Here is an 18,929-nt window from a genome sequence, read left to right as displayed (position 1 = left end):
TGGTCTTGTTTATATTGTAATGCCAATTTAACCAGTTTGATCAATCCTTAAGGAAATAAAAAACGCCCAGGCGCGGACCTGGGCGTTCGGGGCGGAGCGCGCGACGGTTTAGCCGGTGTTGCGCAGGCCGGCGGCGACGCCGTTGATCGACAAATGGATGCCGCGATGCACGCGCTCATCGGCCTTGCCCGGTTCGCTGGACAGCGCGCGGTGGCGCTTGATCAGCTCCACCTGCAAGTGGTTCAGCGGATCGAGGTAGGCGAAGCGGTTCTGGATCGAACGCGCCAGCAGCGGGTTGCCGGCCAGCCGCTCGGTGGCGCCGGTGATGCTCTGCAGGATGGACAGCGTGTTCGCATGCTCTTCGGTGATGCGTTTGAAGATGCGTTCGCGCAGTTCCTTGTCCTGCACCAGCTCGGCGTAGCGCGAGGCGATCGCCAGGTCGGTCTTGGCCAGCACCATGTCCATGTTCGACAGCAGCGTGGCGAAGAACGGCCATTGCCGGAACATCGCTTGCAGCTGGGCCAGGCGCTCGTCGCGCTTGCCGTCCGCGACCCAGGCGCCGAGCGCGCTGCCGAAGCCGTACCAGCCCGGCAGCAGCAGACGGCACTGGCCCCAGGAGAAGCCCCATGGAATCGCCCGCAAGTCCTCGATGCGCTTGGTCGACTTGCGCGAGGCCGGGCGCGAACCGAGGTTCAGCTCGGCGATCTCGGCGATCGGCGTGGCGGCGAAGAAGTAGTCGGTGAAGCCTGGGGTTTCATAGACCAGGTTGCGGTAGGCCTTGTAGGCGCGGTCCGAGATCTCGGCCATGATGGCTTCGAACTGGCGCAGCTGGGCCTGGTGCGCGGCGTCTTCCGACTGCGGCATCAGGCTGGCCTCCAGCGTGGCGGCGACCAGCAGCTCCAGGTTGCGGCGGCCGATGTCCTTGTTGGAGAACTTGGAGGCGATGATCTCGCCCTGCTCGGTCAGGCGGATCTGGCCGTTGACGGTGCCGTGCGGCTGCGCCAGGATGGCCTCGTACGACGGACCGCCGCCGCGGCCCACCGTGCCGCCACGGCCGTGGAACAGGCGCAGCTTGACGCCGGCTTTTTCGAACACGGTGACGAGGTGGGTTTCGGCCTTGTACAGCTCCCAGTTGGAGGTCAGGAAGCCGCCGTCCTTGTTGGAGTCCGAATAGCCCAGCATGACTTCCTGGATCTGGCCCTGCTTGGCGATCAATGCCTTGACCAGCGGGATCGCCATCACGGCTTCCATGATGCCGGCCGCGCGCTGCAGGTCGGGGATGGTTTCGAACAGCGGGATCACCATCAGGTCCAGCTCCTGCTCGGCGATGCGCAGCAAGCCCATTTCCTTTTGCAGTAGCAGCACTTCCAGCAGGTCGGACACCGTCTCCGTGTGCGAGATGATGTAGTTGCGGATGGCGCGGGCGCCGTACAGCGCGCGGATCTGGCGCGCGGCGCGCAGCACGCCCAGCTCGGAATCGGTCTCGGCCGAGTAGGCGATGTACGGCGAGTACAGCAGGCGCGGCTGCGACAGCTCGCTCAGCAGCAGCGCCACCTTGGCGTCCTCGTCCAGCGACGAATAGTCGGCCTGGCCGCCGGCCTTGGCGAACAGCTCGGCCAGCACGCGTTCGTGGATGTCCGACGATTGGCGCATGTCCAGCGAGGCCAGGTGGAAGCCGAAGATGTCGGCCGCGCGCTTCAGGGTGGACAGGCGCGGCTGCACCAGCACGGCGCCGTGGTTGGCGTTGAGCGAATCGACCAGCACTTGCAGGTCGGCCGAGAACCCGGCCGCCGACGAATAGGGTTCGGCGTGGCCCACTTCCTTGCGCAGGATGTTGGTCGCGCCCAGCGCGCGGGCGGTGCTGGCCAGGCGGGCGTAGATGCCGATCAGCGCGCGGCGGTACGGTTCGTCGGCGCGGTGGTCGGACAGGTCGGGCGACTGGTCGGCCAGCGCTTGCAGCGCCGGGCTGCAGGCGATCATCAGCGTCGACACCGACAGTTCGGCGCCCAGCGTGTGCGTTTCTTCCAGGTAGAAGTCGAGGATGGTGGTGGCCTGGCGCGTCAGCGCGTGCTCCATGGTGCCGCCGTTGACGTTGGGGTTGCCGTCGCGGTCGCCGCCGATCCAGCTGCCCATCTGCACGTACGGTGCGGTGGTGGCTTGCGCCTGGCCGTAGTGGGCGGCGATGTCGGTCTCGATGTCGTCGTACAGGCCCGGCAGCTCGCGCAGGAAGGTGATGCGGTAGTAGGACAGGGCGTTTTCGATCTCGTCGGCCACGGTCAGCTTGGAGTAGCGCAGCATGCGGGTCTGCCACAGCGTGGCGACGCGGGCGCGCAACAGGTGCATATTGGCGGCCTGTTCCTTGGGCGTCAGCGGCAGGTCGCGCTCGGCCAGCAGGCGGGCGATATCGTGTTCCGCATCAAGAATGGACTTGCGCTGCACTTCGGTCGGGTGGGCCGTCAGCACGGGCGAGATCAGCGCGTCCTGGAAGAAGGTGGCCACGGTTTCCTGGCTGACGCCGGCTTCCTTCAGCTTGCACAGCGCGAAGTTGACGCTGCCTTGCTGCGGGTTGGAGCCGGCCAGCAGGTGGGCGCGGCGGCGGCGGATGTGGTGCTGGTCTTCCGCGATGTTGGCCAGGTGCGAGAAGTAGGAAAACGCCCGCACCACGGAAATGGTCTGCTCGCGGGTCAGGATTTTCAGCATGCCGTCCAGTTCCTTGGCGGCGCCGGCGTCGGCCTCGCGCCGGAAGCGCACGGCTGTCTGCCGGATGGTTTCGACCACGGCGTAGACTTCCTCGCCTTCCTGGTCCCGCAGCACGTCGCCCAGCAGGCGGCCTAGCAGGCGGATGTCTTCTTTAAGGGGGGCGTCTTTGTCCACGCCTGCTTGTTCAGCCGTTTGATCGTTCGTTGCACTAGATTGGTTTGCCATGAGATAAGCCGCAAAGATGTGAAAAGTCGGTGCAAAGGCTTGTGGCCCGGTTCTGCAAGAAGGTGAGCGTGATAAAATTTGTGATCTTAAACACGCGCGTTTTAACTGGCCTGCGCCGGTTAGCGTTAGCTACAGCGAAAGAACTGGTTTTGAAAATATCGGAATTACTACAAAATCCTCCGTCCACCTTGGTGATCGCTTCGCGTGAAAGTCGGCTTGCCATGTGGCAGGCCGAGCATGTACGGGCGCGATTGACTTTATTATATCCGCAGTGCGATATTAAAATTGTAGGAATGTCGACAAAAGGCGATCAAATTCTTGACCGAACTTTATCTAAAGTGGGCGGCAAGGGTCTGTTCGTTAAGGAACTTGAAGTCGCGATGGCCGAAGGCCGCGCCGATCTGGCGGTCCATTCGCTCAAGGATGTGCCGATGGAGTTGCCGGAAGGCTTCGCCCTGGCCGCCGTGCTGGAGCGGGAAGACCCGCGCGACGCCTTCGTTTCCAACGACTACGCCTCGCTCGACGAGCTGCCGGCCGGCGCCGTGGTCGGCACCAGCAGCCTGCGCCGCCAGTCGCTGATCGCGGCGCGCTACCCGCAGCTGGTGATCAAACCGTTGCGCGGCAACCTCGACACCCGCCTGGGCAAGCTGGATCGCGGCGACTACGCGGCCATCATCCTGGCCGCCGCCGGCCTCAAGCGCCTGGGCCTGCCCGAGCGCATCCGCGCGCTGCTGGACCCGGCCGCCAGCCTGCCGGCCGCCGGCCAGGGCGCGATGGCGATCGAGATCCCTGTGCGCAAGGAAGCCGGCGGCGTCGACCTGATGGCCTTGCTGGCGCCGCTGAACCATGAAGCCACCTTCCAGGCCGTCACGGCCGAGCGCAAGGTGTCCAAGGTGTTCGGCGGCAGCTGCCAGGTGCCGCTGGCGGCCTTCGCCACGGTGGAAAATGGCCAGATGCATCTGCGCGCCATGGTCGCCACGCCGGACGGCGCCCGCATGGCCAGCGCCGAGGTGCGCGGCGCGGCCGCCGACCCGGAAGCACTGGGCGAGCAGGTCGCCGGGCTGCTGCGCGCGCAGGACGCGGTCGACATCCTGGCGTCCTGCCTGAGCGAAGCCGCGCAGGCCGACGCCGACGCCCGTTCGGCCACGCTGGCCGCTGCTGCGCCTGCGCCGACCTCCGGCACCTGACCACCGGATGACCGGCGCCGTCGTCATCACCCGTCCCCTGGCGCAAGCCCTGCCGTTGGCGGCCCGTGTTAGCGCACTGGGCCGCCAGGTGGAACTGTTGCCGTTGCTGGAAATCGAAGCCTTGCCCGAGCCGGCCGCCTTGCTGGCCGCGCTGGCGCGCCTGTGCGCGCCGCAGCCGGGCTACAAGATGGTGGCCTTCGTCTCGCCCAACGCCATCGACGCCGCCTTCGCGCATATCAAGCAGTGGCCGGCCGGCGTCAGGCTGGCGGTGCTGGGCGAGGGCAGCCGCGCCGCGCTGGCCGCCCACGGCGTGACGCCGGAGACGGTCGACATCGTCAGCCCGGCCGACAGCGCCCACAGCGATTCCGAACACTTGCTGCAAACGCTGGACCTGGCCGCGCTGCAGGATCAGCCGGTGCTGATCGTGCGCGGCGAAAGCGGCCGCGAACTGATGGCCGACGGCCTGCGCGCGGCCGGCGCCGTGGTCGACGTGGTGCCGGCCTACCGGCGCTCCGTGCCGACGCTGACGCCGCAGCTGGCCGCCACGCTGCGCCGTTTGCTGTCGCAGCAAAACGACTGGATCATCACCAGTTCCGAGGCCCTGCGCGGCCTGTGCGCGCTGCTGGCCCAGCTCGACGCCGACTACCCTGATGCGGCGCAGCAGAATCCCGTTGTATTGATGCAACAACAGCATTTGATCATCCCGCACGCCCGAATTGCCGAAACGGCAAATAATTTGGGCTTTTCCCGACTGACGCTCACCGGATCAGGCGACGAACGCCTGCTGGCCGCGTTACAATCACGCCTATGAACGATTTGCCTACCTTACCCGATCCTGTCGTCTCCGCCGGCGCCGCCGCCGAGACCCCGCCTGCGTCCAAGCCGCAGCCTGAGCCCAGCCTGCTCGAAACCGTGCAACAGCCGCAAATGCTGCTGGTCGGTATCGTCGTGCTGGCCATCCTGCTGGCCGGACAAAGCTGGTCCTCGCACAACCAGGTGCGCAACCTGCGCGAGGAAATGGCGCGCCGCCTGCAAAAGGGCGACGCCAGCAATGCCGAAACCGGCACGCTAGCCCGTGCCGTGCAGGAAACCAGCAAGGAGCTGCAAGCCAAGGTCGGCCTGCTGGAAAGCAAGCAACAGGAAGCGCAAAGCCAGCAACTGGCGCTGGAGCAGCTGTACCAGGACCTGTCCAAGAACCGCGACGAATGGGCGCTGACCGAGATCGAGCAAGTGCTGTCGACCGCCAGCCAGCAGCTGCAGCTGGCCGGCAACGTGCCGGGCGCGCTGATCGCGCTGCAGAACGCCGACCGCAGCCTGTCGCGTTCGGACAAGCCGCAATTCATCACCATCCGCCGCGCCATCGCCAAGGACACCGAGAAGCTGAAGGCCTTGCCGAGCGTCGATTCGGTGGGCATGGCGCTGCGCCTGGACAACGTGATCGCGCAGATCGACACGCTGCCGATGCTGTCGGACGAAAAGCCGACGCTGCCGGCGCCGCCCGAGAAAAAATCCAGGGCCAAGGCCGCCGCCGGCAAGGGCGGCAAGCCCGAGCCGGTCGAGCCGACCAGCCCGTGGCTGCAAGCGGTGCAAGACACCTGGAACAGCTGGAGCAGCGAGATGTGGACCGACGTGCGCCAGCTGATCCGCGTGCGCAGCGTCGACACGCCGGACGCGCTGATGCTGTCGCCGACCCAGGCTTACTTCCTGCGCGAGAACCTCAAGCTGCGCCTGCTGAACGCGCGCATGGCGCTGTTGTCGCGCAACGAGACGGCCTTCCGCGCCGACCTGATCGCGGCGCAGGAAGCGCTGGTCAAGTACTTCGACGTGCGCGCCAAGTCGACGCAGACCGTGCAGACGCTGCTGCGCCAGGTCCAGACCAGCAACCTGGCGATCGAGATGCCGACCCTGTCGGACAGCCTGAACGCTGTGCGCAACTACAAAGCGAAGCCATAAGTCATGCGTTTATTTCTCTGGATAGTCGCTTTGATGGCCGCCGCCATCGGTATCGCCGTGACGGCGCGTTTCAACCCCGGCAATGTGGTGCTGTTCTACCCGCCGCATCGGATCGACCTGTCGCTGAACTTCTTCGTGGTGCTGGAGGTGGCGCTGTTCGTCTTCCTGTACTTCGTGATACGCGCCTTCCGCGCCACCGTCAGCATGCCGGGCAAGGTTGCCGCCTACCGCCAGCGCAAACGCGAGCGCGACGGCAACAAGGGCCTGCGCGAAGCGTTGAAGGCCTTGTTTGAAGGCCGCTTCGGTCATGCCGAGAAGGCCGCGATGCGCGCCTCCGAGCTGCCGGAAAACGCCGGCGTGGCGTCGCTGATCGGCGCCCGCGCCGCGCACCGCATGCGTCAAAGCGCGCGCCGCGACAACTGGCTGGCCAAGCTGGCCGACGACCAGGCGATGAAGACCGCGCGCCTGATGACGATGACCGAACTGCTGGTCGACGACCACCAGCCGGAGCAGGCGCTGGAAGCGGTGCGCGAACTCAACGCCAGCGGCACCCGCCACATCCATGCGCTGCAATGGTCGCTGAAGGCGCAGCAGCAGGCCAAGAACTGGCCGGAAGTACTGCGTCTGGTGCGTTCGCTGGACAAGCACCGCGCGCTGCATCCGGCCTTGTCGTCGCGCCTGCGCGAGCTGGCGTATGACGACATGCTGTCCGACAGCGCCCATGATGCGGAGTCGCTGATGCGCGTCTGGGCCACGGTGCCGACCGCCGACCGCATCAAGCCTTACGTGGCTTGCCGCGCCGCCACCGCGCTGAACGCGCGCGGGCTGCACGACGAGGCGCGCCTGGTGGCGGAAGAATCGCTGGCCGCCGACTGGGACGACCGCGTGGTGCGCGCCTACCGCGAAGCGGCGGCACCGGCCGGCTCGGCCGCCTTGCTGGTGCAGATCGAACATTGCGAAAACTGGATACACGCGCGTCCGACCGACGCCGAACTGGCGTTGACGCTGGGTTCCCTGTGCCTGAAGCAGAAGCTGTGGGGCAAAGCCCAGCGCTATCTGGAGCAGGCCCTGTCGGACGCCGCCGACCCGCGCATGGTGCGCGAATCCCACCTGAAGCTGGCGCAACTGCACGAAGCGCTGGCCCAGCCGGAAGAAGCCGCCAACCACTACCGCCAGTGCGCGCTGGCCACCATCCTCTAAAAAGAACCCGTCCTTGCGACGGGTTTTTTACTTTCCGGTCTCAAGATATACCCAGATCGAAACGCCCAGTCCAACTATCATTGCGATGGCGTTGACGATGACGAGGACCATGTTCATCTCTCCCTAATTCGTGGGAGGTAGTAAAACGTGACCACGCCCAACGCCATTGACGCAGTGGAAAAGCCGACGCTGATAAAGAACATCAGGGTTGGGTCGATCAAGCCAGGATCGTGCTCTGCGATGACGTTGAGTGCGCAGAGTGCTCCGATGCGATAAATGGAGTGACGCGGCCCGTCGAGGTAACAACCCACGCTAGCAGCCGCGCCATAATCGGGATCAGCCCGACGATTCCGGTATAGGCAAGCCACTTGCTTTTAGCTGGTTTCATGTGCCGATCCCGAAATCCTCAGTTTAGGCGAATCGTCGGGTTTCGCTATTGAGTCCGCTCACCATGCATTGCAAACCCAAGGGGGTTATATCGCGTAGTACCGTTTCAGCAGCGCGTTGACGGCGGCGGTCATGCCCAGCATCGCCGCCGCGTGCATGGCGCACGCCGCCAGCGCCTGTGAGCCCGCCACGGCCACCTCGCGCACGGTGCCGTCGCTGCCGCACAGCGGAACCAGCACCGGCGCCAGCATCAGGCCGGCGCCGTGCAGCGCCGTCATCATGGCGGCCGAGGCGGCGTGACCGGCCGCGATCGGCGTCATCGCCCGCAGCGCCTGTTCATGCCTGCGCATGGCAGCACGCGGACGCCGCCGGCGCGGCCTCGTAGCGGTCGTGGTGGCGCACCCAGGCCATCGTGTAGGGCAGGCCTTCCTCGTGGCGGCCCAGCGGGGTCAGGTCGAGGAAGTTATAGGTGTGCATCATCACTTCCACGCCGCGGCCGTAGGTCGAGTAGCTATGGTAGACCACGCCGTCGTCATCCTTGCAAAACACGCTGACGCCGGGCATGTCGGGATTTTTCAGGGACTGGCGCTGGTAGTTGTAGTCGACTGCGCCGCTGGCCAGCTCTTCGGGCCGGAAGCTGACGCGGAAGTCGTAGTTGAAATCGCCATCACCCGACGATACCCAGTTGAAGCGCCAGCCCATGCGGTGGCGGAAGCGCTCGATGTCGTCCAGTGCCGCGCGCGAGATGGCGACGAAGGTCACGTCGCGCTGCGCCAAGTGGGCGAGGGCGCCGTCGGTATGGTCGGCCATGTAGGAACAGTGGGCGCATCCCTGCCCGGCGCCGGGCGTGAACATGAAGTGTTGCACCACCAGTTGGCTGCGGCCTTCGAACAGATCGGCCAGCGTGCGCCGGCCTGACGGCGTGTCGAACACGTAGTTTTTTTCCACGCGCACCCACGGCAGCGCCCGGCGTTCGCGGGCGACCTGGTCGTGCAGGCGCATCAGTTCCTTCTCGCGCGCCAGCAAGGCCTGGCGTTGTTGCAGCCACTGGGCGGGGGATACGACGGCGTGGCTCAAGGTTCCGGCGGTCTGCGCCTTGCGACTGATTTTGCTGATAGTACTGGTCATTGCAGTCTCCTTTGGAGGCGCCAGGGATAGGCGCCGCAGGACGACTTTATGCCTTCGGCAGCGCAGCGGGGAGTAACAAGATTGTCGTGAAACCGGCGTTCGGCCACGTCACGGCGCTGCTGCGCTGCACAAGCGGGCTGTAGTTCGCTATAATTACGCGGTTAAACATTTGTCAGCACTTACGAGGAAACCCCCATGAGCTTGAATAAAGTATCTTCCGGCCGCGATCTGCCGAACGATTTCAACGTCATCATCGAAATCCCGATGAACGCCGATCCGATCAAGTATGAAGTAGACAAGGAATCGGGCGCGATCTTCGTCGATCGTTTCATGGGCACCGCCATGCACTACCCATGCAACTACGGCTACGTGCCGAACACCCTGTCCGCAGACGGCGACCCGGTCGATGTGCTGGTCATCACCCCGTTCCCGCTGATCCCGGGCGTGGTAGTGCGCTGCCGTCCTGTCGGCGTGCTGAAGATGACCGACGAAGCCGGTGAAGACGCCAAAGTGCTGGCCGTGCCGGTCGACAAAGTACTGTCGATCTACAGCCACTGGCAGAAGCCGGAAGACCTGAACGAACTGCGTCTGCGCCAGATCCAGCACTTCTTCGAGCACTACAAAGACCTGGAAAAAGGCAAATGGGTCAAGATCGACGGCTGGTACGGTCCGGACGAAGCCAAGGAAGAGATCCTGAGCGGCGTTGCCGCTTACAAAAAAGAAAACGGTATTGCGTAACTCACGCGACCAGTAAAGAAGCCCCGCAAGGGGCTTTTTTTTATCAACCGCGCGGTGCGCCGCTGGCCGCTTCCGCCTCGCGCCGCAGGCGCGACATGTATTGCGGCGTGATGCCCAGGTAGGATGCGATGGCACGCTGCGAGATGCGCGCCTCCAGCCCCGGATACTCTTCGCGGAAGGCCGCCAGCCGCTCGTGGGCCGAGGTCTCGCCATTGGTGTAGGCGCGCTGCGCCAGCGTCTGCAGGCCGTGCATGGCGATGTTCAGATGGTAGTGCTGCATCACCTCGTGCTGCGCGCGCAGTTCGCAGGAACGTTTCCAATCGAGGGTGAAACCATGGATAGGCGTTTCCGCCACCAGGAACTGCACCGCCGCTTGCCCGTTCTCGCCGGCGATCAGGTCGGTCAGCGTGGTGGCCGATTCGCCCTCGCGGTAGAAACGCAGCGTCACTTCGAGGCCGTCGCGGTTGAAGAAGCCGCTGCGCACCACGCCGCCGCTGATCCAGTGCACCTGGGTGGCCGGCACGCCGGCACGTTGCAGGTATTCTCCCTTGCGCACGTGGAAGGGCTTGGCGATAGGCGCCAGAAGCTCGGTCACGTTGCTGTAGGATTCATCGCTGACGTCGATCCGCTTCATCGTGGCGGTCTTGAACCGTTCACGCTGTCTTATAAAATCTGCATTCATGCTTTGCTTGCCACGTTCCTGATAAAACCCTCCAAGGGGCACAGAGTATAGGCCCGATTGAAATTGCTGTGAAGCAAACTGGTTTCATCCCCGGGAAGATAATAGTTAACGCTACCATTCTAACCGTTTGGGCGTTTCCATGCCGCCGCCCGCTTTGTTGCGGTTTTATGCCAATTTGTTACATATTGCTTGATGTAAAAATAATAACCACGTACTATTAAATTTGTATTTTTTACAATTAATTTAATGGGGAATTTTATGACGACATCAATGACTCGTTTGCTGGCCGCCGCCGGACTGTGCCTTGGTTTGGGCTGGAGCGCAGGCGCCGCCGCCACCAACTACGATTTCAGCACCTTCATGACCGACGGTCACAACTACGAGAATGCGACCTTCGGCGACCTGACCATGACTTCCGAGGCAGGCAGCCTGGCGTACACGGATGCGTATGGCGGCGGCCTGTTTGCCGGCGGTGGCGGCGACAGCGACATCACGTTCACTTTCGCGCATGCGGTCAGCAACATCTCGATCCGTGCCGGCGACGGCGCCGGCGATCCGGACGCCTTCGGCATCACCGCTTACGCCTTCGGCAGCAATGCGCTGCTGGGCACCTGGTACTCGCCGACGTTCGGCACCAATGCCGGCAATCAGTGGTTCACGTTGTCGATTCCCGCAGTGAACGTGGGCCGCATCGTGTTCGATCCGTGCAATTCGGCCAATTGCCCTGGCCAGCTGGGCGGCTCGGGCGGCGTGGTATTGACCGACCTGAACGTGACTGCCGTGCCCGAACCGGAAACCTACGGCATGCTGCTCGCCGGCCTGGCCGTGATGGGCGCCGCCGCGCGCCGCCGCCGCAACGCAGCGTAAGCAGGTACGCTAGGGCAGCTGTGCCTTGAACGGGGTGCGCTCACCGAGCTCATCGATGTATTCGTCCATGGCTGCCGTTTCCTGTTGCAGGAAGTCGGCGATGGCGTCGGCAAAGCGCGGGTCGGCCACCCAGTGGGCCGACCAGGTCGGCGTCGGCACCAGTCCGCGCGACATCTTGTGCACGCCTTGCGCGCCGCCTTCAAAGCGCGCCAGGCCGTGCCGAATGCAGTAATCGATAGACTGCACATAGCAGGTTTCGAAGTGCAGGCCCGAGACGAATTCCTGCGTACCCCAGTAGCGCCCGTACATGATGCCGCCGCCCACCAGGTTCAGCGCGGCCGCCACCGGCGCGTCGCCGCGCTTGGCCAGCACCATCATCATGCTGTCCGGCGTCTCGCGCAGCAAGCGCTCGAAAAACTCCAGCGACAGATACGGTGTCGAATAATGCGCGTGGTAGGTCGACACGTAGCAGCTGTAGAAAAATTCCAGCACCCCGGCGCCGATCTGCGCGCCCGCCAGGTGCTCGAAGGCGATGCCGGCATCGAGCACGCGCCGCCGGTCCTGGCGGATCTTCTTGCGCTTCTCCATCTTCATGCTGGACAGGAAGGCTTCGAAATCCGCATAGCCGGCATTCTCCCAATGGAACTGCACGCCCTCGCGCAGCATGAAGCCGGCCTTGGCCAGCGCCTGCTTGTCCTGCTCGTCGGGGAAGAGGATGTGCAGCGACGAGGTGCCCAGCTGCCGCGCCACCTGCAGCGCCGCGCGCGCCAGCAGCTGGCGGTCTTCCTGCGTGCGCGCCAGCAGGCGGCTGCCCGTCACCGGCGTGAACGGCACCGCCGACAGCAGCTTGGGGTAGTACTCGATGCCGTTGCGGTGGAAGGCGTCCGCCCACGCGTGGTCGAACACGTACTCGCCCCGGCTGTGATCCTTCAGGTACAGCGGCATGGCGCCGTCCAGCACGCCGTCGCGGTGCAGCACCAGGTAGCGCGGCGTCCAGCCGGTGTCCTCGGCGGCGCAGCCGCTGTCGTGCAGCGCGTGCAGGAAAGTGTGGCTCAGCGTCGGGTTGTCGCCGGCCAGCGCCTGCCATTGCGCGGGGTCGACGCCGTCGAGCGAATTGATGATCGTAAACTCTGCTTCTGCCACGCCTGCCTCCGGCCCTTGATGTTGGCGCAAGTCTAGCCTATCTGGGCCGTGTCTGTTGGCGGCGGCACCGCTGTCCCCGTGCGATAATTCGATTTTGTCTATCCGATGTGCCCGTGAAAGACTCCACATGACCTCGAATTTCCTGAATCTGTACACCCACGATTTCGCCCGCGTCGCCATCGCCGCGCCGGTCTGCCGGATCGCCGACCCCGCCTACAACGCCGCCCAGACCATCGCCCTGGCCGAGCAGGCCGCCGCGCAAGGCGCGGCGCTGGTGGCTTTCCCCGAGCTGGGCCTGTCGGCCTACACTTGCGACGACCTGTTCCACCAGCGCGCCTTGCTGGACGGCTGCTTGGACGCGCTCGACAGCATCGTCGCCGCCTCGGTGCAATGGAAGCTGGCGCTGGTGGTCGGCGTGCCGCTGCGGGTCGAGCATCAGCTGTACAACTGCGCGGTGGTGATCGCCAACGGCCAGATCCAGGGCGTGGTGCCGAAGAGCTACCTGCCCAACTACGGCGAGTTCTACGACGCCCGCCAGTTCAGCAGCGGCGACTACGCCGTCGCCACCGAGATCGACCTGCTGGGCGAGCGCGTGCAGTTCGGCTCCGGCCTGCTGTTCGAAGTGGCCGACATGCCGCTGTTCAAATTCCACGTCGAGATCTGCGAAGACGTGTGGGTACCGATCCCGCCGTCGTCGTTCGCGGCGCTGGCCGGCGCCACCGTGCTGGTCAACCTGTCGGCGTCGAACGCGCTGGTGGGCAAGGCCGGCTATCGCAACCAGCTGGTGTCGCAGCAATCGGCGCGCTGCATCTCGGCCTATCTGTACACCTCGGCCGGCAGCGGCGAATCGACCACCGACCTGGCCTGGGACGGGCAGGGCGTGATCTGCGAGAACGGCGAGCTGCTGGCCGAGTCCAAGCGCTTCGCCGACGAAGCCACGCTGACCTTTGCCGACATCGACCTGGAGCGCCTGTCGCGCGAGCGCATGCGCATGAACACTTTCGCGCAATCGGTGCAGCGCCACGCGGCCGAGGTCAACAAATTCCGCACCGTGTTCTTCGAGCTGGAGATCGGCCGCGAAGAACCGCTGGCGCTCAAGCGTTGCATCGAGCGCTTCCCGTACGTGCCGTCCGATGCGCGCCGCCGCGACGAGCGCTGCAACGAGGTCTACAACATCCAGGTGCAGGCGCTGGCGCAGCGCCTGACCTCCAGCAATATCAAGAAGATCGTCATCGGCATTTCCGGCGGCCTCGATTCGACGCACGCGCTGCTGGTCTGCGCGCGCGTGATGGACAAGCTCAAACTGCCGCGCACCAACATCCTGGCCTACACCATGCCCGGCTTCGCCACCAGCGAACGCACGCTGACGCAGGCGCATGCGCTGATGAAGCTGGTCGGCTGCTCGGCGCAGGAAATCGACATCCGCCCGAGCTGCATCCAGATGCTGAAGGATCTGAACCATCCGTACGCGGAAGGGCAGGCGCAGTACGACATCACGTTCGAGAACGTGCAGGCCGGCGAACGCACCAACCACCTGTTCCGCCTGGCGAACCACCACCACGCCATCGTCTGCGGCACCGGCGACCTGAGCGAGCTGGCGCTGGGCTGGTGCACCTACGGCGTGGGCGACCACATGTCGCACTACAACGTCAACGCCAGCGTGCCGAAGACGCTGATCTCGCACCTGGTGCGCTGGGTCGCCGAGTCCGGCGTGATCGGCCGCAACGATGCGCAGGTGCTGCTCGACATCCTGGGCACCGAGATCAGCCCCGAGCTGGTGCCGGGCACGGCGGACGGCCAGCCGGAGCAGCGCACCGAAAGCACCATCGGCCCTTACGAGCTGCAGGATTTCAACCTGTACTACGTGCTGCGCTTCGGCTTCCGTCCATCGAAGGTGGCGTTCCTGTCGCTGACCGCATGGCACGACAAGGAGCAGGGCCGCTGGCCGGACGGCGACCACGTCGCGCGCAACCAGTACAGCCTGGGCGCGATCAAGCACAACCTGGGCATCTTCCTGGACCGCTTCTTCCGCACGAGCCAGTTCAAGCGCAGCTGCGTGCCGAACGCACCAAAGGTGGGCAGCGGCGGTTCGCTGTCGCCGCGCGGCGACTGGCGCGCGCCCAGCGATGCGCAAAGCGTTGTATGGCTGGAGGAATTGCGCTCCATTCCGGTGCAGGATGAAAGGAATTGACCGGTATTCGCATACGTTGATGGACAGCGTGTGCGTGTCGATTACAATAGAACCAAGGCTCGCGGCTCGCCCGGCTACAGATTTTCGATTTAAACAAAATAAGGAGAAGTCATGAAACAGATTACCGCTGTGATCAAGCCGTTCAAACTGGACGAGGTGCGCGAAGCACTGGCCGAAGTGAATGTCACCGGCCTGACCGTTACCGAAGTCAAAGGCTTCGGCCGCCAGAAGGGCCACACCGAACTGTATCGTGGCGCCGAGTACGTGGTCGACTTCCTGCCGAAAGTAAAAGTCGAAGTCGTGGTCGACGACGGCGTGGCCGAGCAGGTGGTGGACGCCATCATCAAGGCAGCCCGCACCGGCAAGATCGGCGACGGCAAGATCTTCGTGCAGAACGTCGAGCAGGTGATCCGCATCCGCACCGGCGAAACCGGCGCCGACGCCGTGTAATCCAGCTTTGCTTTGCGATCAAAAAATGCCGGCTTATCCGGCATTTTTTGTATAACGATGTTTGGTTATATTAGTTCGAGTTTTCTACGTGGATTAGTAATATAGACACACTGTCCACTCACTGGGAACTCGTGTCATGACCACTCGCACTCGTACACTTGCTGCACTGTCGCTGTTCACCGTCGCAGCCAACCTGGGCGCCGCGCCCAGCGTCTATCCTACCGGCGTCACCCGCTACGACACCGCCACCGCGTACAACAGCTACGTGATCTTCAGCGGCCAGGACAAGAATACCCATCTGATCGACATGAACGGCAACGAGGTGCACCGCTGGAATGCCGAAGGCTTCCCGCCGGTGCTGCTGGACCCGGCCCTGACGGGTGGCAAGCGCGGCCACGTGCTGGTGCAGCTGGCCAGCACCACCGGCACCTCGAACGAGGGCAACGGCCTGCGCAACCAGGCCATCGGTGAGCTGGACTGGAACAGCAAAGTGATCTGGCAATGGGGCGCGGCAGGCGGCGCGCAGGATGCGTATGCGGCGCCGGTCGAAGGCAAGGCGTCTTCCCAAGTGCCCGGCGGCAGCGCCAAGCAGCACCACGATTGGCGCCGTCTGCCGAACGGCAATACGCTGGTGCTGGCCAACCTCGTGCATCCGGTGGCGGGCTTCGCCGCGCCGCAGGTGCTCGATGACGTAATCTACGAAGTCACGCCGGGCGGCGACATCGTCTGGAAGTGGGTGGCGTCCGATCATTTGAACGAGTTCGGCTTCAAGCCGGAATCGCTGAAGCTGGTGAAGAACGGCTACTCGCCACGCGGCAAGGCTGCGCCGTTCGACTACCTGCACATCAACAACATGTCGGTGCTGGGCCCGAACCGCTGGTTCGACGCGGGCGACCAGCGCTTCCATCCCGAGAACATCCTGATTGATTCGCGCGAGGCCAACTTCATCGTCATCCTCGACAAGCAGACCGGCAAGGTGGTGTGGTCGCTGGGGCCGGACTATCCGGCGCAGGTGCGCGGTCCGCGTGTGCTGCCGCGCCCGGTGGACCAGATCGTCGGCCAGCATGACGCGCACCTGATCGAGCCGGGCTTGCCGGGCGCGGGCCACATCCTGGTGTTCGACAACCAGGGCGAGGCGGGCTATCCGCGCGTCAGCGTAGGCGTGCAGCCGCGTTCGCGTGTGCTGGAGATCGATCCGATCACCAGGCAGATCGTGTGGGAATACACGGGCGGCGATTCGAACGGACCGGAGTGGAGTTTCTACAGCTCCTTCATCAGCAGCGCGCGCCGCCTGCCGAACGGGAACACGCTGATCGATGAAGGCATGAACGGCCGCATCTTCCAGGTGACGAGCAAGGGCGACATCGCCTGGGAATATGTCAGCCCGTACTTCGCGCCGACGCCGGTCGCCGGCGCGGGCAAGCCGGTGTTGAGTAATTGGTTGTACCGCGCCCAACCGGTGCCGTACAACTGGGTGCCGGAAGGCACTCCGCGTTCCGAAAAAGCGGTCACGCCGCCGGAGCCAGGCAAGTTCCGCGTAGCCACGAACTAAGCGCGAACACGCCCCGCGCTGCCGATCGCGGCAGCGCCATCACATACCTACAACAACAGAACGCGCCGGCCTTCATGCCGGCGTGCGGGGCGGTTCACGCCCGCTTATTTGAATGGAAGATGACTATGCAACAGAATAAACTGGCCGCCGCCGTCGCAGCGGCATACGGACTCCTGCTGGTCGCCGCCGCGCCGGTGCAGGCACAGAACGCCGCAGCGCTGGGCGTGTCGGCCGTCTCCGGCGTTGCCGCCGAAGTGGCCGCCGTAACAGATGCGGCCGAGGGCGCCGCAGATCCTGCCGCGACCGCCGCCGCTGCCGCAGCCGCAGCCGCAGCCGATGCATCGCTGGAAGTGGTGGCCCGCGTCACCGTCTCCACGCGCCGCCGCAACGAGACTTCGCAAAGCGTGCCGACCTCGATGAGCGTGCTCGACAGCAGCGCACTGGAAGGCAACCGCGTCTACCGCGTGCAGGACTTGCAGCAGCTGCTGCCCAGTACGACGGTCAACTACGTCCACGCCCGCCAGATGAGCTTTGCCGTGCGCGGCCTCGGCAACAACCCGGCCAGCGACGGGCTGGAAGGCAGCGTCGGCGTCTACCTGGATAACGTCTACCTGGCCCGTCCCGGCATGGCCGCCTTCGATGCGCTGGACATCCAGCAACTGGAGCTGCTGCGCGGCCCGCAAGGCACGCTGTTCGGCAAGAACACCACCGCCGGCGTGCTCAACATCACCACCAAACAACCCACCTTCCGCAGCGAGAACAGCGCCCAGCTGTCGCTCGGCCAGCAGGATTATGTGCAGGCCAAGGCAGTGATCTCGGGCGCGTTCTCGGACACGGCGGCCGGCCGCATCTCCGCCTACAAGACGCACGAAGGCGGCTACATCACCAACGTCTACAACAACAGCAAGGTGCAGGGCGGCGACCGCGAAGGTGTGCGCGCCCAGTTGCTGCTGGAGCCGAACAACAAAGTCAGCGCGCGCCTGATCGCCGACTACAACGTCGAGGACTCCAACAACGGCACGCTGATCTTCTACAGCGCCGGCCCGGGCGGCAAGTTCCTGAGTCAGGCCGCGGCCGTCGGCGGCCACCCGATCACCGACCCGGCCAAGCGCGCAGTGAACCTGGACAGCGGCTCGCATGTCGACGTGCACCAGGGCGGCGTCTCCGGCGAGGTCAACTGGAAGCTGGATAACGACTACAAATTCACCTCCATCAGCGCCTACCGCTTCTGGAACTTCACGCCGCATAATGACGACGGCCTCGACGTGCCGGTCACGCTGAACGTGGGCGCCTCGGCGCGGCACCGCCAGTTCACGCAGGAAGTGCGCCTGGCCACGCCGCTGGGCCGGCCGGTGGAATCGGTGATCGGCGCGTACTACTATTATCAAAACCTGGACAACGTCAGCTTCACCTACAACGGGCCGCTGGCCGACAAGTTCAACGCCACGCCGGCCGGCGCGTGGAGCAATGTCACCAGCATCGGCAACGGCCATTTGCGCGTCAACAGCTACGCCTTGTTCGGCCAGTCGATCTGGCACATCGATCCGAAGTGGGATTTGACCGGCGGCCTGCGCGCCACTTACGAAGACAAGATCGCCCAGGTGACGCGCGATGCGCCGACCGGCGGCGCCGCCGTCAGCGGCCCGGCGCTGGCATCGCGCAATACCCGCTACGGCGTCTACAACTCGGGCGATGTCCACCTGAACAACCTCAGCCCGTCGGCGCTGGTCACGCTGGCCTACAAGGTCGATACCGACGTGCTGGCTTTCGGCAGCATCTCGCACGGCGAGAAATCCGGCGGCATCAATCTGTCGGTGCCGGGCGCGGCGGGCATTGCCTCGCTCAAGGTCAACAACGAGAAGGCCAACAACCTGGAGCTGGGCATCAAGAGCAATCTGCTGGAGCGCCGCGCACAGGTCAACGCCAGCCTGTTCTGGAACGAGGTCAAGGGCTACCAGAGCAATGCCTACGACCCGGTCAGCGCCACGTCCTACCTGACCAACGCCGGCAATGTGCGCAGCCGCGGCCTGGAGCTGGACACCAGCTTCGTCGTGGTGCGCGGCTTCACGCTGGGCGCCAACGGTTCGTTCAACGACGTCAAGTACAAGGAGTACAAGAACGCCCCGTGCCCGAGCGAGCGTCCCGGCGCTTCCTGCGACCTGTCCGGCCGCGCCGCGCTGGTCAATGCGCCGCGCTGGATCGGCAACCTCAGCGCGCAATACGCGCGCACGCTGGAGGCCAATGTCGAAGGCTACGCCAACGTCAATTATGCCTACCGCAGCAGCACTTACGGTACGCTGGACGCTTCCGAGTACTCGCGCATTCCCGCCTACAGCCTGACCAATCTGTCGGCCGGCGTGAAAGTGAAAAACGGCCAGGCCCGATGGGATATTTCCGTCTGGGCCAAGAACGTGTTCGACAAGACTTACTACACCAGCACCTGGAACACCAACCCGGGCGCCTATAACGCCGTGATCGGAACGCCCCGCCAGGTTGGCGTGACCGCCCGCGCAGACTTTTGATTGG

15 protein-coding genes are annotated in these 18,929 nt (G+C 64.6%); 10 read left to right on the top strand and 5 right to left on the bottom strand.

The window, feature by feature from the left end; all coding sequences use genetic code 11:
- Positions 1-108: 108 nt before the first annotated feature.
- Entirely contained in the window at positions 109-2,925 is a 2,817-nt protein-coding gene (gene ppc, locus DUGA2_RS12740) for a phosphoenolpyruvate carboxylase (RefSeq protein ID WP_070269614.1), read from the bottom strand.
- 149 nt (positions 2,926-3,074) lie between these two features.
- On the opposite strand from ppc, the gene hemC reads away from it, so the two are divergent.
- Genes hemC through DUGA2_RS12720 form a run of 4 tightly spaced genes read left to right on the top strand, consistent with a single transcriptional unit; the run spans position 3,075 to position 7,265 of the window.
- Positions 3,075-4,112 (top strand): hydroxymethylbilane synthase, encoded by a 1,038-nt coding sequence (hemC, locus tag DUGA2_RS12735; protein ID WP_071658898.1) that lies wholly within the window; start codon positions 3,075-3,077, stop codon positions 4,110-4,112.
- 7 nt (positions 4,113-4,119) lie between these two features.
- Entirely contained in the window at positions 4,120-4,923 is an 804-nt protein-coding gene (locus DUGA2_RS12730; protein WP_070269612.1) for a uroporphyrinogen-III synthase, read from the top strand.
- Entirely contained in the window at positions 4,920-6,065 is a 1,146-nt protein-coding gene (locus tag DUGA2_RS12725) for a uroporphyrinogen-III C-methyltransferase (RefSeq protein ID WP_070269611.1), read from the top strand. The genes DUGA2_RS12730 and DUGA2_RS12725 overlap by 4 nt, the downstream gene beginning before the upstream one ends.
- A 3-nt stretch (positions 6,066-6,068) precedes the next feature.
- Positions 6,069-7,265, top strand: coding sequence for a heme biosynthesis protein HemY (locus DUGA2_RS12720; protein WP_071658897.1), 1,197 nt, complete (start codon positions 6,069-6,071; stop codon positions 7,263-7,265).
- Positions 7,266-7,738: 473 nt separating this feature from the next.
- On the opposite strand, the gene DUGA2_RS12715 is transcribed toward DUGA2_RS12720, so the two are convergent.
- The gene (locus tag DUGA2_RS12715; protein WP_070269609.1) at positions 7,739-8,002 is read right to left on the bottom strand and encodes a hypothetical protein; all 264 of its coding nucleotides are present in this window, start codon (positions 8,000-8,002) and stop codon (positions 7,739-7,741) included.
- Positions 7,989-8,780, bottom strand: coding sequence for a thioredoxin family protein (locus DUGA2_RS12710; RefSeq protein WP_070269608.1), 792 nt, complete (start codon positions 8,778-8,780; stop codon positions 7,989-7,991). Before DUGA2_RS12710 ends, DUGA2_RS12715 begins: the two co-directional genes overlap by 14 nt.
- 195 nt (positions 8,781-8,975) lie before the next feature.
- Here DUGA2_RS12710 and ppa point away from each other — a divergent pair, with 195 nt between their 5' ends.
- On the top strand, positions 8,976-9,518 hold the full coding sequence (gene ppa, locus DUGA2_RS12705; RefSeq protein ID WP_008447002.1) for an inorganic diphosphatase: 543 nt from the start codon (positions 8,976-8,978) through the stop codon (positions 9,516-9,518).
- Between the two features lie 43 nt (positions 9,519-9,561).
- On the opposite strand, the gene DUGA2_RS12700 is transcribed toward ppa, so the two are convergent.
- Entirely contained in the window at positions 9,562-10,152 is a 591-nt protein-coding gene (locus tag DUGA2_RS12700) for a Crp/Fnr family transcriptional regulator (protein ID WP_008447004.1), read from the bottom strand.
- 306 nt (positions 10,153-10,458) lie between these two features.
- On the opposite strand from DUGA2_RS12700, the gene DUGA2_RS12695 reads away from it, so the two are divergent.
- Positions 10,459-11,067 (top strand): PEP-CTERM sorting domain-containing protein, encoded by a 609-nt coding sequence (locus tag DUGA2_RS12695; RefSeq protein ID WP_229214674.1) that lies wholly within the window; start codon positions 10,459-10,461, stop codon positions 11,065-11,067.
- Positions 11,068-11,076: 9 nt separating this feature from the next.
- On the opposite strand, the gene DUGA2_RS12690 is transcribed toward DUGA2_RS12695, so the two are convergent.
- Positions 11,077-12,210 carry a GNAT family N-acetyltransferase gene (locus DUGA2_RS12690; protein ID WP_070269606.1) on the bottom strand — a complete coding sequence of 378 codons (1,134 nt, stop codon included), beginning with the start codon at positions 12,208-12,210 and terminating at the stop codon, positions 11,077-11,079.
- A 127-nt stretch (positions 12,211-12,337) separates the two neighbouring features.
- On the opposite strand from DUGA2_RS12690, the gene DUGA2_RS12685 reads away from it, so the two are divergent.
- The 4 genes from DUGA2_RS12685 to DUGA2_RS12670 all read left to right on the top strand — a co-directional run bounded on the left by DUGA2_RS12685 (position 12,338) and on the right by DUGA2_RS12670 (position 18,925).
- Positions 12,338-14,401, top strand: a complete 2,064-nt coding sequence (locus tag DUGA2_RS12685; RefSeq protein ID WP_070269605.1) for an NAD(+) synthase — start codon at positions 12,338-12,340, stop codon at positions 14,399-14,401.
- Positions 14,402-14,512: 111 nt separating this feature from the next.
- Complete coding sequence (locus tag DUGA2_RS12680) at positions 14,513-14,851, top strand: P-II family nitrogen regulator (RefSeq protein ID WP_008447011.1); 339 nt, start codon at positions 14,513-14,515, stop codon at positions 14,849-14,851.
- Positions 14,852-14,987: 136 nt separating this feature from the next.
- Entirely contained in the window at positions 14,988-16,403 is a 1,416-nt protein-coding gene (locus tag DUGA2_RS12675) for an aryl-sulfate sulfotransferase (RefSeq protein WP_070269604.1), read from the top strand.
- Between the two features lie 125 nt (positions 16,404-16,528).
- Positions 16,529-18,925: a TonB-dependent receptor gene (locus DUGA2_RS12670; protein WP_070269603.1), complete on the top strand. Its 2,397-nt coding sequence runs from the start codon at positions 16,529-16,531 to the stop codon at positions 18,923-18,925.
- The last annotated feature ends 4 nt before the right edge of the window (positions 18,926-18,929 follow it).

Origin of the sequence: Duganella sp. HH101 (genome assembly GCF_001758795.1) — a bacterium.
Classification (GTDB): Bacteria; Pseudomonadota; Gammaproteobacteria; order Burkholderiales; family Burkholderiaceae_D; genus Rugamonas; species Rugamonas rivuli.
This window is presented reverse-complemented; position numbering and strand designations above follow the sequence as displayed.

Coding starts and splice junctions, on each gene's coding strand:
- ppc (WP_070269614.1), bottom strand. CDS start 2,925: ATGGCAAACCAATCTAGTGCAACGAACGATCAAACGGCTGAACAAGCA.
- DUGA2_RS12730 (WP_070269612.1), top strand. CDS start 4,120: ATGACCGGCGCCGTCGTCATCACCCGTCCCCTGGCGCAAGCCCTGCCG.
- DUGA2_RS12725 (WP_070269611.1), top strand. CDS start 4,920: ATGAACGATTTGCCTACCTTACCCGATCCTGTCGTCTCCGCCGGCGCC.
- DUGA2_RS12720 (WP_071658897.1), top strand. CDS start 6,069: ATGCGTTTATTTCTCTGGATAGTCGCTTTGATGGCCGCCGCCATCGGT.
- DUGA2_RS12715 (WP_070269609.1), bottom strand. CDS start 8,002: ATGCGCAGGCATGAACAGGCGCTGCGGGCGATGACGCCGATCGCGGCC.
- DUGA2_RS12710 (WP_070269608.1), bottom strand. CDS start 8,780: ATGACCAGTACTATCAGCAAAATCAGTCGCAAGGCGCAGACCGCCGGA.
- ppa (WP_008447002.1), top strand. CDS start 8,976: ATGAGCTTGAATAAAGTATCTTCCGGCCGCGATCTGCCGAACGATTTC.
- DUGA2_RS12700 (WP_008447004.1), bottom strand. CDS start 10,152: ATGAAGCGGATCGACGTCAGCGATGAATCCTACAGCAACGTGACCGAG.
- DUGA2_RS12695 (WP_229214674.1), top strand. CDS start 10,459: ATGACGACATCAATGACTCGTTTGCTGGCCGCCGCCGGACTGTGCCTT.
- DUGA2_RS12685 (WP_070269605.1), top strand. CDS start 12,338: ATGACCTCGAATTTCCTGAATCTGTACACCCACGATTTCGCCCGCGTC.
- DUGA2_RS12680 (WP_008447011.1), top strand. CDS start 14,513: ATGAAACAGATTACCGCTGTGATCAAGCCGTTCAAACTGGACGAGGTG.
- DUGA2_RS12675 (WP_070269604.1), top strand. CDS start 14,988: ATGACCACTCGCACTCGTACACTTGCTGCACTGTCGCTGTTCACCGTC.
- DUGA2_RS12670 (WP_070269603.1), top strand. CDS start 16,529: ATGCAACAGAATAAACTGGCCGCCGCCGTCGCAGCGGCATACGGACTC.